Here is a 14,200-nt window from a genome sequence, read left to right as displayed (position 1 = left end):
TATAAAACCTAATAACTTTTCTCATTTCACAACAGAGTAAAGTTATTGGATTATTTTATAATGTGCGGTTAATATGTTCGATACGGAAGGTCTCAATGATGTCTCCTGCGCGCATGTCTTCATAATTTTCAAAGGCTATTCCACATTCTTGACCACTTTGCACTTCATTGACTTCATCCTTAAAGCGTTTGAGTGTTTTCAGCTTTCCTTCGTGAATAACGATATTATCGCGGATAAGGCGAACACCGGCTCCTCGTTCTATTTTACCTTCTGTAACACGACATCCTGCAACTTTTCCAATTTTTGTAATGTTAAAGACTTCTAGAATTTCAGCATTACCAAGGAAAGTTTCACGCTGTTCTGGTGAGAGTAATCCAGACATAGCAGCCTTGATATCGTCAACAAGATCATAAATGATGTTGTAATAACGAATTTCAATTCCTTGTGTTTTAGCAAAATCACGTGCCTGCTTATTGGCTCGAACATTAAAGCCAATTACAGCAGAGTTAGAAGCTTCTGCAAGAGAAATATCACTTTCGGTAATTCCTCCAGCACCAGAATGTACAATACGCGCACGAACCTCGTCATTTCCGAGTTTTTCCAATGCTGAAGCGATTGCTTCAATTGATCCTTGCACATCTCCTTTTATAATAAGAGAAAATTCCTTAACACCAGTCGTTTGCAATTTTGTCATCATCTGTTCAAGAGAACCACGCGAACCAGTTTGCCGCGCAACAGCTTTATCACGTGCTAATCGTTGCCGATATTCAGAAATTTCACGTGCTTTTGCTTCATGTGTGACAACAGCAAAACGGTCTCCGGCTTGTGGTGTTCCTTGCATGCCTAAAATTTCAATTGGTGTAGAGGGAACGGCCTCTTTGACATGGCGGCCATGGTCGTCAATCAAAGCACGTACACGACCCCATTCATTTCCAGCAACGATAATATCAGAAGGGTGTAATGTACCTTTTTGAACAAGAACTGTTGCAACAGACCCACGTCCGCGATCCAATTTGGCTTCAATGATAACGCCCTCTGCAGTTCGTTGAGGATCTGCTTTCAGATCAAGCATTTCAGCTTGAAGAAGGATAGCTTCGAGAAGTTTATCAAGATTTTGACCAGTTTTAGCAGAAACTTCAACGTCCAAAGTTTCTCCACCCATAGTTTCAACAAACACTTCATGTTGTAGAAGTTCTGTACGCACTTTTTGTGCATTCGCAGCTGGTTTATCAATTTTGTTGATAGCAACAATGATAGGTACACCAGCAGCTTTCGCATGATTGATTGATTCAATCGTTTGAGGCATAACACTATCATCAGCGGCTACAACGAGAACAGCAATATCAGTAACACGAGCTCCGCGTGCACGCATAGCGGTAAATGCAGCATGACCTGGTGTATCAATAAAGGTAATTTTTTGACCATTTTGTTCTACTTGATAGGCACCAATATGCTGCGTAATACCTCCTGCTTCGCCAGAAACAACATTTGCTTTACGAATAGCATCCAAAAGCGAAGTTTTTCCGTGGTCAACATGGCCCATAATGGTTACAACAGGGGCGCGCTGCTGCATGTTTTGAGGATTATCTGTTATATTAAAGATACCTTCTTCTACGTCAGATTCTAAAACACGTTTAACAGTATGGCCAAATTCAACAGCGATGAGTTCGGCAACATCTGCATCAATAACATCGCCAGGTTTCATCATTTGTCCTTGTTTCATCAAGAATTTAATCACATCAACAGAACGCTCAGTCATACGTTGTGCGAGCTCTTGAATAGTAATCGTTTCAGGAAGAACAACTTCGCGAGAAATTTTTTCTCTTGGTTCTTGATTTTGTGCACGCTTAAACTTTTCCTGTCTACGCCGCATTGCAGCCATTGAGCGCCCACGTGCGCTTCCTTCTTCATCCAGTGCACTATTCAGAGTTAACTTTCCGCGTCTCCGCTCATCAGCTCCTTTGACAACTTTGGGTACACGTATTTCTGATTTAGCAGGATTAGCACGTCGACTATGCCGTTCTTCCTCTTTATTGTCATCTATTTTGCGTTTTTCAACCACGGTTGTCTGTTTAGGGGCAATAGGAATATCTGTCTGTTCAATGAGAGGGGGAACAGGTGGAGTCTGTACTGGCGATATTTCTTCTTCTTGTTGGAGATGTATTTCTTTTTCTTTAATTTCTTGCTGTAAAATTTCTTCACGCTCTTTAGCGCGTCTTGCTTCTTCTTCGGCTTGTTCTCGCGTTATTTTTTCTTGGATATGTGCTTCTTCTAACGCGCGAAGTCTCGCTTCCATTTCAGTTGATGAAAGATTGCTTTTGGTCACAGATTCTTGAGGCTTTTTTCCCTCAAAACGCGGTTTAGAACGCTGGGGGGCCACATGCGGCTTTGTAATGGGCTGTAGGGTTTCAGCTTTTTCATCAGGTCGCGTAATTTTACGCCGTTTGGTTTCGACAACGACAGCCTTCGTACGGCCATGACTAAAATTTTGTTTAACCGTACTCGTTTCCAAGACAGACCTCTTGAGAGTTAGTGTCTTCTTGACGGTTGTTTTGTCGTTGTTATTTTCACTCATTGTACTTCCTTCACGGCTTGGGCCGTCATCTCACTAGACTTACTATGCTTGTCGTCACGATAGCTGATCAATTTACATGTTGTTTTGAGAAATCCTTCAGCAGCTTTTGTGTCCAGTAAGGCCGCGTGCATTACAGGATTAGAGCCAAAAGCCACTCGCATTTCATCACTTGTAAATAAAGATATGGTTTTTATAGTCCGATTTGTTTGTTGTTGTATTGAATGGATGGCCTGTGCAATTTTTCGTTTCCCATCTTCTGTTGTTTCTTTAGCATGAAGTACAAGAATAACTTTACCAGAGCGGATAGCAGCGTCAACCTTTGTTGCTCCCATAACAATTGCTCCCGCTTTTCGTGCCATGGAAAGGCTTGAAAGAGCGGCTTTTAGTAAAAGCGTATCAACAACATGCACAAGATTTGGTGCAACCTCAACATCTGTTTTAAAATTTCTATGAAAAGCTTTCTGTTTGATTGCTTTCTCAATAACAGCGTGATGGGCAGAAATCCAAACGCCACGCCCTGGTAAATTCGCTTTAAGATCAGGAACAATTTGGTTGTTGGGACCAATAACAAAACGGATCAGCGTTTGTGCTGAAGCATTTTTTCGGGTCACAATGCAAGTCCGTTCATTCATTTAAAGTGTATCCACATCCAAATCATCTATTTTTTCATTTTCTGTAGAATTTCCATCTTCTACAGGATTTTCTGTAACAAGATCAGCTTGGTCTATCCAGCCTGCTTGTACACGTGCGGCTAAAACCATAGCTTCTGCATCTGCGCGTGTAATGTCAAAAGGGGTTAAAATACCAGAAAAATTCTGTGTTTGACCTTCTTTACGTTCTCTCCAACCAGCTAAATCATCAACGGCATAGCCAGCAAAGTCTTCTATTGTTTTTACACCATCCTCACCTACAGCAACCAACATAGCACTTGTCATTCCAGGAAGTGTTCGCAATTCGTCAGAAACTCCGAGCTTTTTGCGTTTTTCATCGAGTTCTTTTTCTTGATGATCAAGATATTCGCGGGCACGACTTTGGATTTCAGCGGCGGTATCATGGTCAAAACCATCAATAGAAGCGATTTCTTCAAGATCAATATAGGCGATTTCTTCAATAGAAGAAAAACCCTCTGATGCCATAACCTGTCCGATCATTTCGTCAACCTCTAAGGCTTCCATAAACAATTTACTTCGTTCAGTAAATTCTTTTTGACGATTTTCAGATTCTTCCTTTTCCGTTAAAATATCAATGTTCCATCCTGTTAGTTGCGAAGCCAAGCGAACATTTTGCCCACGTCGTCCAATAGCAAGGCTAAGTTGATCATCTGGCACAATAACTTCAATCCGTTCAGCATCTTCATCAAGGATGATTTTAGAAACTTCAGCAGGTTGCAGTGCATTAACGACAAATGTTGCCGCATCAGGCGACCAAGGAATAATATCAATTTTTTCGCCTTGTAATTCAGCAACAACAGCTTGTACACGACTTCCTCGCATTCCAACGCATGCTCCAACAGGATCAATGGAACCATCACGTGAAACAACGGCGATTTTAGCCCGTGAACCTGGATCACGAGCAACAGATTTGATTTCTATAATACCATCATAAATTTCTGGTACTTCCATAGTGAAAAGTTTTACCATAAATTGGGGATGTGTGCGTGAAAGGAAAATTTGCGGACCACGCGTTTCACGGTGTACATCATTGACAAAAGCACGAATGCGATCTCCATAGCGGAATGATTCACGAGGAATTAATTCATCACGGCGAACAATAGCTTCACCGCGCCCTAGATCAACGATGACGTTACCATATTCCACACGCTTAACTGTACCAGAAATAATTTCACCAACTTTATTTTTGAATTCTTCATATTGCTGATCGCGCTCTGCATCGCGTACTTTTTGTACAATAACCTGTTTAGCAGATTGTGCTGCGATACGTCCAAAATCCATAGGAGGTAAAAGATCAGCAAAAAAATCACCAATTTTTGCTTCTGCTTGACGTTTGAGAGCATCAGACAAAGTAATTTCCGTTGTATAGTCTTCAACGACATCAACGATTTTAAGCAGGCGCTGTAATTTAATTTCACCTGTTTTAGAATTGATTTCAGCACGAATATTGGTTTCTTGACCATAACGAGAACGTGCTGCTTTTTGAATAGCATCAGCCATCGCAGAAATGACAATTTCACGGTCGATTGACTTTTCACGTGCAACAGCATCTGCAATTTGCAGAATCTCAAGCCTGTTAGCGCTTGTAGCCATCAATTTTCTCCTTCTTTGTGCCACACGATGGGTATTTCCCAGTGATATTATTTTTTGAAATTGAGCGTCTGTATAGAGTCGTTAGCGTTCTCTTCGGCAATGAATTGTTGACTTAAATCTTTATTTTGTTTCAATGCATCGCGAATAAGCTCATCGGTAAGCACTAAATGCGCATTTATGATATCACAAAAGGAAATAGGGGTATACATGGCTTCTCCATAAGCAGCTTTATCAGTGTTTAAAATAAATCCATCTTGCGTGATATTTGTAAGTGTCCCACGAAATTTTCGGCGCCCATCAATTGTTATTTTGGTTTCAATTTTTGCAAGATGCCCTTGCCAATGAAAAAAATCAGATTTTCTTACCAATGGACGATCAATTCCAGGTGATGAGATTTCTAAATGATATTTGCGTTCAATAACATTTTGTACATCAAGGAGGGGAGAAACTGTTCGACTAACAGTTTCACAATCTTCTATGGTCATAGAACCATCGGCACGTTCAACCATAATTTGAAGTGTTAAACCATTTTGACCAAGAAGTTTCACACGAACCAAACGAAAACCTAAAGGTTTAAGTAGTGGTATGACAAGAGCAGCAACCTGTGCTTCGATACCATCTTCTTCAAACAGGCGCGGTTCGTCAAGATTGCTTATTTTTTCAGCTTCGTTCATACATTTTATCCAAGTTGGTTTCATCAGTTTTATGATATTAAAAAAGAGCGGGTCCAACGGCCCACTCTTCATCATAAGACCAAGAATTTAACTATTGATACTCTTAAATTCAAAATTTTTCAAGTTGTTTATGAGAAAAGCGCTTGATCATTTATTTCTTGATAAAGGTAAGATAGGCAGGCGTTCGTCCTTCGCGTAAAGCTTTTGCTTCATAGCGGGTTCCGCTCCATAGTGGATAAGGGAGTTTCCAGTCTTGAGGGCTTTCTGCTTTCCATTCAAAGTGATCATGTTGTGCACAATGGTACAAAGTCCAGTTTACATAACTGTCTATATCGCTAGCAAAGCGCAAAAATTTCCCTATTTTAAGAACACGAGCAAAACGGTTAAGATTTTTTATGTTGATGAAGCGTCGTTTCCAGTGTTTCTTTTTCGGCCAAGGATCAGGATAGAAGAGGTCTATTCCATCAAGCGAGTTATCAGGGAGCCAATCAAGAAGGCGTGTAGCATCATCATTATAGAGGCGAAGACGATTTTGATGGTTTTGATGCTGTTCAAGAGACGATAATATTTTTGCCATGCCATTGATAAAGGGCTCGACGCCGATAAAACCGGTTTTTGGAAAATATGCCATTTCATGAAGTAAATGTTCACCTCCACCAAAACCGATTTCAAGTCGAATTTCTCTTACTTTGCTTGAAAATAAGGATGTAAGGTTTAAGGGAGGAGGGACATTTAAATCAATATTCAAACTGGGGAGAAGCATTTGTATACGTGTAAGCTGACTGTCTCGAAGTTGTTTTCCTTGTCGGCGTCCAAAAAATGCTTCACTCTTACGTATATTATGTTTAATCATGGGATTTGGATCATTGTTTGAAGCGTTTTCACGAGATCAGTTTTTTCCCATGAAAACGAACCATCGTGTTTTGGTTTACGACCAAAGTGACCATAGGCAGCTGTTTTCGCATAAATAGGTTTATTGAGGTCAAGATGTTTTCGAATGCCGGTAGGTGAAAGGTCCATTATTTTGCGGATGGCTTCTTCAATAACCTTTTCATCGACTTTTCCTGTTCCATGAAGATTAAGATAAATAGATAAAGGTTGTGCAATACCAATTGCATAGGAGAGTTGAATGGTGCATCTCTCTGCTAAATGAGCAGCAACAATATTCTTAGCCAGATAGCGTGCCGCATAGGCAGCAGAACGATCAACTTTTGTTGTATCTTTTCCTGAAAAAGCACCGCCTCCATGGGGTGCTGCACCTCCGTAAGTATCCACAATAATTTTGCGTCCCGTTAATCCGGCATCGCTTTGAGGGCCTCCAATGACAAATTTTCCTGTTGGGTTAATATACCAACTACATTGAGCTGCAATGGGAATGTCATGTAAAGCTTGGCGAATGTAAGGTTCAACCACTGTACGTACTTTATTGGAATCCCAGCTTTCATCAAGGTGCTGCGTTGAAAGAACAATGGATGTGACCTCTATCGGTTTTCCATTTTTATAACGTATGGTTATTTGGCTTTTAGCATCTGGTCCTAATTTTCCAGTTTCTCCCTCTCCTTTATGACGAGCTGCGGCAAGAAGTTTGAGAATTTTATGCGCATAATAAATTGGCGCAGGCATGAGATCAGGTGTTTCACGGCAAGCATATCCAAACATGATACCTTGATCACCCGCTCCTTCTTCACCATGCCGATCCGTAGCATTATCAACCCCTCTTGCTATATCAGCTGATTGTGGGCGCAAAAGAACATCAATTTTAACAGTTTTCCAATGGAAGCCTGCTTGTTCATAGCCAATGGTACGAATAGCACGGCGCGCTGCTGTACGAAAACGTGTAGGATTAATGAGTGGAAAGCTAGTTTCATCATAGATGAATTCTTTATTTTTATCTTTTTTTAATAGCGTATCGGGAACACGTACTTCACCAGCGATAACAACACGGTTGACACTGACGAGAGTTTCACAGGCAACGCGTACTAACCATGGATCAGTACCAGTCTTTTCAGCTTCTTTATAGATCATATCAACGATTTCATCGGAAATACGATCACAAATTTTATCAGGATGTCCTTCCGATACCGATTCGCTCGTAAAAAGATAATCTTGATGCGGCATAGGAACTCCTTCAAAAAAGAAAACCAACGATTTAATCAATTGCTTACTAAAGTCGTCACCATTTGCTAATTCTACAGCAAATAGTCAATGCAAATGTATATGAATAAAAGAGAAAAGATATAATTTTAATTTATAACTTATTTGTCAAATCTTCCTCAGAAAGTGCTTTTGCCAAGTCAATAATTTTTCGACGCACTTTAGCATCAGATATATTTGTAAAAGCGCGCATGAGCTGAATCCCTTCGCTGCTAGAACAAAAGTCTATAAAATTGTGTTCACTTTCAGCAAACCCCTCTACTTGTTGGGAGGTAATACCTTTATCAAAAAAGTAAGAAACAGGAACATCCATAATTTCCGCTATCGCTTGAAGACGGCTGGCACCAATACGGTTTGTTCCTTTTTCATATTTTTGGATTTGCTGAAAAGTAATTCCTAATTTTTCACCTAGTTTCTCTTGAGTGAGTCCTAAAATATTACGACGTAAACGGATACGAGTTCCAACATAGATATCTATAGGGTCAGGTTTTTTTCTAGTTTCGGTCATAATGCAACTCTTTATTTCCAGCATTTTTCTTCTAAACCAACATCATATTTATGCGCAGTTGATTTATCATATAATTAAAACAATATGTAATATTTTTTCCCAATATCACTGGTACACACAACACAATACCGTACAAAGGGCACTTGAATCATTTAAGCTGTTTTGTAAAACCAAAACCAATACGACACAATAGCATAAGGATGAATAAGATAAAAGTAGAGAAAGTTCTGTATTCATTGCTTCCTATAGGGGTAATGGATGATGGAACTTGTGAATCAATAATGCCTACAGCATTTTGTCGAAGAGCTACAACGATTCGTCCATAAGAATCAATAACAGCTGATATGCCATTATTGGCGGCCCGTATGAGGGGGATTCCCAGTTCAACGGCACGAAGCTGTGCTTGTTGAAGATGTTGATAGGGTCCAGGTGTTACACCAAACCATGCATCATTTGTAATATTAATAATTGCTTGAGGTGGGGAGCCTTTAAAAGTCATTTCATGGGGAAATATTGCTTCATAACAAATTAAGGGTAGATAAGAAAATCCGTTTGGCATTGTAACAATTTTGCGCACACTTGCAGCACTATATCCACCAATATTATCAGCAAGGGTACGCAATCCAATTTTTTTCAATAAATTCTGATAAGGAAGATACTCACCAAAAGGAACCAAATGAAGTTTATCGGAAGTATTTAAAATATTACCTTGAGCATTAATGACTGCAATTGTATTAAAATATTGTGTTTGGGAATGAGGTAGATCATTGCTGGCGCGTATTGCTCCAACAATAGCCCATTGTTTAGGTTTTAAAAGAGAGGCAATGCGCATTGTGATAGATGAATTATCATAGAGAAGGTAAGGAACGGAAGCTTCAGGCCATACGATAAAATCGGGTTCTGAATTTTGATCGGTTGTTGGCGTTGCACTTAGCTTCATATGTGCTTCCAACATAGATTCTCGTGTATTATCACGCAATTTTATATTTTGTTGGATGGACGGTTGAACAATGCGCACCCAATAAGCACTTTTTTGATCTTCAGTTGTGTTTTCTATAGTATGAAGACGATAAAACCCAAAACCACAGTGAATGAATATAAGTGATAAGCAAAGAGAAAGTGCCACTTTCTTTTTTTCATCCGTTAATAAAACAGTTGGCAAACTGTAGGCTAAGACAGCAAGAATATTCATTCCGTAAAGTCCTACGATTGCATCAGATTGCATGAACATTGGGGTTGGCATGGCTGTATAGCCAAGAGAATTCCATGGAAATCCTGTGAATAAAAACGCACGCAACCACTCGGATAATCCTAATGCAAAGGCTAAAACAAAAAAGCGTGCTATTCCTTTTGTCCATAATAAACCGACAATGAAACCAGAAAAAAACCAATAAAGAGAAAGGTAGAGTGGAGGGAATAAAATGGCTAATGGGACTGCCCAACCAAAAGAATCTGGATCTGTTAACAAAGCATTGCATAGCCACCAAAGGCCGCAAATAAAATAACTAAAACCAAAGGTTCCACAGCTTAAAGCGTAAGTAAAAAAATGTTTTTTATTGTTTTTGGTGGCCCGTATTGAGTCAAGTAAAACAATAAAGAGAGGGAAAGTTAAAAAGCAAAGAGGCGTTAAATAAAAGGGTGGAAGTGCAAAAGAAGTAAGAGCACCACACAGAAATATCCATGCTTGGCGCTTCCAGCCTGTAACAGAGAACAAAAAAACGATGAAATTGTTTAAAAATACTGGACTATTCTTTAGGGATGGCATTGTTCTCAAGATTCTCATTTTTGGGAATGCGAAAAATGCGCAATCGTTTAATCCGGCGTTTATCAGCTTCTAAAATACGAAATCTATAGCCAGGTACAGCTTCGACAATTTCACCTTTAGCAGGAATGCGATCAAGAATTGAGACGATCAAACCACCAATAGTATCAACTTCATCACCATATTCCCCTACGATAAAATCAGGACCAAGAGCTTTCTCCACATCTTCTAGTTCAGTTCTTGCATCAACGAGCCATTTATTATTTGGTTCACGTACGATAGCATTGTCGACATTATCATGTTCATCTTCGATATCCCCAACGACTAACTCAACAATATCTTCCATTGAAACGAGACCATCTGTTCCTCCATGTTCATCAATAACTAAAGCCATTTGAGTTCGTGTAGTTTGCATCCGTGTTAATAATTTGCTTGCAAGCATAGAACTGGGAACAAAGAGAACTGTTCGGATCAAATCCAATTCACCGATTGGAGTATGCAAGTCTGTATGGTTTAATTGAAGCAAATCGGATTTTTGTTCGGTTTTTGTTGGGTTGATAATAAAGCGAGTGATGTAGTTAAGAATATCGCGGATATGGATCATGCCGCGCGGATCATCTAAAGTTTCAGCATAAACGGGGATACGAGAATGACCAATTTTTGCAAAACATTTAAGGGTTTCTCCAAGAGAGGTGTTTATTTCTAATGCTTCGATTTCAGAACGAGGTATCATAACATCATCCACGCGTGCTTCACGTAAGCGTAAAATGTTATGCAGCATAGTACGTTCTTCAGGTGAGAAGAGGGCGGTATCTTTTTCATTGTTAGTCGTGAGTGCAACGGTAAGATCATCGCGCAGTGACGTAGATGCACAATTACGACCCCGTAAGAATGAAAATAAATGATTCATCAGGGAATATTTCTCTGTATGATTCGTCTGCTGAGAGGGGTCTTTTTCATTATTAGAAGATGCTTGACTATTATTTTGTGCATTTATTTTGTTTGCCATGGTTTTGAAATCTTCTAGACTTTCTTTTTTATAATAGATAAATAAGAGGCTTTAAATGGTATGCTGGTAATATTGATTTTAAAAGTTAAATTTTATCATTGATAGACAATTATGCGTAAGGATCTTTTATGGAAAGCTTTTGAAGAATTTCTCTTTCGAGCTTTTCCATTTTATATGCTTCATCATCAGTTTCATGGTCATAACCAAGCAGATGCAAGATACCATGAACAATCATATGTGTTAAATGGTCTTGAAATGTTTTTCCTTCTTTCTCTGCTTCGAAAACAACAGTTTCTCGGGCAATAATAATATCACCGAGTATGGGACCAGGTCGATTTCCAGCTTTAAGTGGAAAAGCAGGAAAGGATAATACATTAGTAGATTTGTTTTTGTTGCGCCATTGTGCATTGATTTGTGCCATATGTTCATCATCCGTAAAAAGCAGGCTAATCTCGCTTACAACATTTGCCAATGAAACATGATGCATAGTTGCCATTAATGCTTTTTCAGTGATATTATAAAGCATTTTCTCATCATTCCACCCTGCGCTTTTAATCATTATATCAATAATAATCATGATGAATCAAATTCATTTTTTAATGCATCGCATGCGAATGATTTTTTTTTATTTTGTATTTCGGAATCACGATCATAAGCACGAACGATAGCAGCAACAAGTGGGTGGCGTACAACATCTTTTTCATCAAAATGCACAATTGCAATATTTTCTACATTTGAAAGAATGCGAATTGCTTCAATGAGACCTGATTTTTGCCCTGTAGGCAAATCAATTTGGCTTACGTCACCGGTAACAATCATACGTGTTCCTTCTCCAAGACGTGTGAGGAACATTTTCATTTGCATGGGCGTAGTATTTTGTGCCTCATCAAGAATAACAGCAGCATGGGCAAGTGTTCGTCCGCGCATAAAGGCGAGAGGAGCAATTTCTATGACACCAGAGGCTAAAATGCGTTCTATTTTTTCAGCGGGCATCATATCATAAAGAGCATCATAAAGTGGTCGTAAATATGGGTCGACTTTTTCTTTGAGATCACCGGGAAGAAAACCAAGATGTTCTCCAGCTTCAACAGCCGGACGTGAGAGAATAATTCGCTCAATGATACCACGTTCTAGAAGCATTGCAGCATGAGCAACAGCAAGATACGTTTTTCCTGTTCCTGCTGGTCCTACACCAAACACAAGTTCAGTATGCTCCATAGCACTTATGTAAGCGTCTTGTGTTGGAGTTCTTGCATGAATTATTTTTTTATGGGTACTCAACCGAGCTGCTATACGTTTCGTTGCAGATTTGTGTGTTATTGTGTCTTCTTTCTGCTTCTTTGGTATATTTGCCATAGCAATCGCTCCTTTTATATCTGATAAAGTGAGCTCTTGATGTGTTTTGGCACGTTCATAAAGCTGCTGCAATGCATATTGCGCACGTTTTATAACAGAAATATTTCCACGGATTAAGACTTCATTACCACGCGGATGAATACTAAGTTCGAGTTTTTTTTCGATATAAGCGAGATTTTCGTCAAATTTACCAAAAACTGCTTTTGCATATTTATTATTTTCGAAAATCAAAACAACTTGGCTCACATCTGAAGCGCTTGTTTGTTTCAAGGTATCAGCCTTTTCAAGGGACATATTTACTTTTTCTTTAATACGCTTTATTTTTTCGGTTGAAGCTTTCAGCCTATTCTCCATATCTACATAAATGTTGCACATTTTGTTAAGTAAATTTTATAAAAGACAATTTTTACAAAAAGTGTACGCTTTAGATGTAATCATTTGCTTTTAAAATAAAAGAGTTTTCCAAAATATTTATTTTTGAACAAGGTATTAGAGGCATGTTTATCTATTTGTCACTTCACCAACAAAACTGTTTGAGCTTGCATTTTTAATATGAATTTCTATCACGCTACCTGTAGAGGCTTCTGTATCGACAACAACAGGTAAAAGCCAAGGGGAACGCCCTACCATTTGCCCTGAGTGACGTCCAGGTTTTTCGATGAGAACGTTCGTTTTTTGATCAATTTTAGAACGCAAAAACGCATTTTGTTGCTCAAGGAGAAGGGCTTGTAAATGTTGAAGTCGGGCATCTTTTACAGATTCATCAACATGATTTTTCATTGTGGCTCCCACTGTTCCAGGACGGGGGGAATATTTAAAAGAATAAGCTGAACTGTACTGTACTTGTTGAATAAGTTTAATGGTTTCTTCAAAGTCTTCATCTGTTTCTCCTGGAAACCCTACAATAAAATCACCTGAAAAGGCAATATCGGGTCGTGCCGTCCGAATTTTTTCGATAAGATGAAGATAATGAGAGCTTTTGTGTTGTCGGTTCATGGCTTTTAAGATGCGATCTGAACCTGATTGAACAGGAAGATGGAGGTAAGGCATTAACATATCAAGATCTCGATGCGCGGCAATAAGGCTATCATCCATATCACGTGGGTGGCTGGTTGTGTAACGCAAACGCTTTAAACCATCGAGTTTTGCGAGATGATAAAGAAGATCGCCAAGACGCCAAGTTTTGCCATCAGCACTTTGTCCATGCCAACCATTGACATTTTGTCCAAGCAGCGTAATTTCTTTGACACCCGCTTCGATGAGTTGAAGGGCTTCCTCGGTAATTTGCTCAACGGATCGTGATATTTCAGCACCGCGTGTGTAAGGAACAACACAAAAAGTGCAAAATTTATCGCAACCTTCCTGTACTGTTAAAAATGCGCTAACACCTCGTTTTCTTACTGCATGTTTATTATGGGGCGGCAAATGAGCAAATTTATCTTCAACAGCATAGTCTGTTTCGATAATTTTTTTCCCTTGTTTGGCTTTTTCTAACAATTCTGGCAAGCGATGATACATTTGCGGACCAATAACAAGATCCACTGTTGGAGCACGGCGCAAGATTTCACTTCCCTCAGCTTGTGCAACACAACCTGTTACACCAACCATCAGGGGTTTATCAGGTGTGCGCTCTTGACGCATAACGCGCAAACGACCAAGATCAGAATAAAGTTTTTCTGCTGCTTTTTCACGAATATGACAGGTATTAACAAGAATAAGATCGGCATCATTGGGAATTTGTGTTGTCACATAGCCTTGCGAACTGAGGCTATCAGTCATCCGTTGGCTATCATAAACGTTCATTTGACATCCATAGGTTTTGATAAAAACCTTTTTAGGAGCAACAGGAGGCGTATTTTTAGGATTTACTTTATTCATAGCGCATGTGTAAATGTTTT

General features: G+C 39.3%; 12 protein-coding genes. All 12 read right to left on the bottom strand.

Annotation, left to right across the window (positions count from 1 at the left end; translation table 11 throughout):
* Positions 1-55: 55 nt before the first annotated feature.
* The 12 genes from infB to miaB all read right to left on the bottom strand — a co-directional run bounded on the left by infB (position 56) and on the right by miaB (position 14,180).
* Entirely contained in the window at positions 56-2,575 is a 2,520-nt protein-coding gene (infB, locus tag ACFINX_RS02930; protein ID WP_375611815.1) for a translation initiation factor IF-2, read from the bottom strand.
* Positions 2,572-3,207 carry an RNA-binding protein gene (locus ACFINX_RS02925; protein WP_375611814.1) on the bottom strand — a complete coding sequence of 212 codons (636 nt, stop codon included), beginning with the start codon at positions 3,205-3,207 and terminating at the stop codon, positions 2,572-2,574. Before ACFINX_RS02925 ends, infB begins: the two co-directional genes overlap by 4 nt.
* Positions 3,208-4,839: a transcription termination factor NusA gene (gene nusA / locus ACFINX_RS02920; RefSeq protein ID WP_375613310.1), complete on the bottom strand. Its 1,632-nt coding sequence runs from the start codon at positions 4,837-4,839 to the stop codon at positions 3,208-3,210.
* 47 nt (positions 4,840-4,886) lie between these two features.
* A complete protein-coding gene (rimP, locus tag ACFINX_RS02915) occupies positions 4,887-5,537 on the bottom strand; it encodes a ribosome maturation factor RimP (protein WP_375611870.1) in 651 nt (216 codons plus the stop codon).
* A gap of 127 nt (positions 5,538-5,664) precedes the next feature.
* The gene (locus ACFINX_RS02910) at positions 5,665-6,366 is read right to left on the bottom strand and encodes a tRNA (guanine(46)-N(7))-methyltransferase TrmB (RefSeq protein ID WP_375668316.1); all 702 of its coding nucleotides are present in this window, start codon (positions 6,364-6,366) and stop codon (positions 5,665-5,667) included.
* Entirely contained in the window at positions 6,363-7,631 is a 1,269-nt protein-coding gene (metK, locus tag ACFINX_RS02905; RefSeq protein ID WP_375613312.1) for a methionine adenosyltransferase, read from the bottom strand. The genes ACFINX_RS02910 and metK overlap by 4 nt, the downstream gene beginning before the upstream one ends.
* A gap of 130 nt (positions 7,632-7,761) precedes the next feature.
* Complete coding sequence (locus ACFINX_RS02900) at positions 7,762-8,175, bottom strand: helix-turn-helix domain-containing protein (RefSeq protein WP_375611810.1); 414 nt, start codon at positions 8,173-8,175, stop codon at positions 7,762-7,764.
* 148 nt (positions 8,176-8,323) lie between these two features.
* Positions 8,324-9,958, bottom strand: coding sequence for an apolipoprotein N-acyltransferase (lnt, locus tag ACFINX_RS02895; protein WP_375613313.1), 1,635 nt, complete (start codon positions 9,956-9,958; stop codon positions 8,324-8,326).
* Positions 9,921-10,946, bottom strand: a complete 1,026-nt coding sequence (locus ACFINX_RS02890; protein ID WP_375613314.1) for a hemolysin family protein — start codon at positions 10,944-10,946, stop codon at positions 9,921-9,923. Before ACFINX_RS02890 ends, lnt begins: the two co-directional genes overlap by 38 nt.
* A gap of 109 nt (positions 10,947-11,055) precedes the next feature.
* Complete coding sequence (ybeY, locus tag ACFINX_RS02885) at positions 11,056-11,523, bottom strand: rRNA maturation RNase YbeY (RefSeq protein WP_375611807.1); 468 nt, start codon at positions 11,521-11,523, stop codon at positions 11,056-11,058.
* Positions 11,520-12,644: a PhoH family protein gene (locus ACFINX_RS02880; RefSeq protein WP_375613339.1), complete on the bottom strand. Its 1,125-nt coding sequence runs from the start codon at positions 12,642-12,644 to the stop codon at positions 11,520-11,522. The genes ybeY and ACFINX_RS02880 overlap by 4 nt, the downstream gene beginning before the upstream one ends.
* A 159-nt stretch (positions 12,645-12,803) precedes the next feature.
* Positions 12,804-14,180 carry a tRNA (N6-isopentenyl adenosine(37)-C2)-methylthiotransferase MiaB gene (gene miaB, locus ACFINX_RS02875; protein ID WP_375611806.1) on the bottom strand — a complete coding sequence of 459 codons (1,377 nt, stop codon included), beginning with the start codon at positions 14,178-14,180 and terminating at the stop codon, positions 12,804-12,806.
* Between the last annotated feature and the right edge of the window lie 20 nt (positions 14,181-14,200).

This window comes from Bartonella sp. AP36NXGY (assembly GCF_042195865.1).
In the GTDB taxonomy this organism is placed as follows: Bacteria; Pseudomonadota; Alphaproteobacteria; order Rhizobiales; family Rhizobiaceae; genus Bartonella.
Note: the sequence above shows the minus strand (reverse complement) of the source record. Positions and strands in the feature narration are given on the sequence as shown.

What these genes read in the sequence shown, in the direction of transcription:
- infB (WP_375611815.1), bottom strand. Translation starts at nt 2,575, where the DNA reads ATGAGTGAAAATAACAACGACAAAACAACCGTCAAGAAGACACTAACT.
- ACFINX_RS02925 (WP_375611814.1), bottom strand. Translation starts at nt 3,207, where the DNA reads ATGAATGAACGGACTTGCATTGTGACCCGAAAAAATGCTTCAGCACAA.
- nusA (WP_375613310.1), bottom strand. Translation starts at nt 4,839, where the DNA reads ATGGCTACAAGCGCTAACAGGCTTGAGATTCTGCAAATTGCAGATGCT.
- rimP (WP_375611870.1), bottom strand. Translation starts at nt 5,537, where the DNA reads ATGAAACCAACTTGGATAAAATGTATGAACGAAGCTGAAAAAATAAGC.
- ACFINX_RS02910 (WP_375668316.1), bottom strand. Translation starts at nt 6,366, where the DNA reads ATGATTAAACATAATATACGTAAGAGTGAAGCATTTTTTGGACGCCGA.
- metK (WP_375613312.1), bottom strand. Translation starts at nt 7,631, where the DNA reads ATGCCGCATCAAGATTATCTTTTTACGAGCGAATCGGTATCGGAAGGA.
- ACFINX_RS02900 (WP_375611810.1), bottom strand. Translation starts at nt 8,175, where the DNA reads ATGACCGAAACTAGAAAAAAACCTGACCCTATAGATATCTATGTTGGA.
- lnt (WP_375613313.1), bottom strand. Translation starts at nt 9,958, where the DNA reads ATGAGAATCTTGAGAACAATGCCATCCCTAAAGAATAGTCCAGTATTT.
- ACFINX_RS02890 (WP_375613314.1), bottom strand. Translation starts at nt 10,946, where the DNA reads ATGGCAAACAAAATAAATGCACAAAATAATAGTCAAGCATCTTCTAAT.
- ybeY (WP_375611807.1), bottom strand. Translation starts at nt 11,523, where the DNA reads ATGATTATTATTGATATAATGATTAAAAGCGCAGGGTGGAATGATGAG.
- miaB (WP_375611806.1), bottom strand. Translation starts at nt 14,180, where the DNA reads ATGAATAAAGTAAATCCTAAAAATACGCCTCCTGTTGCTCCTAAAAAG.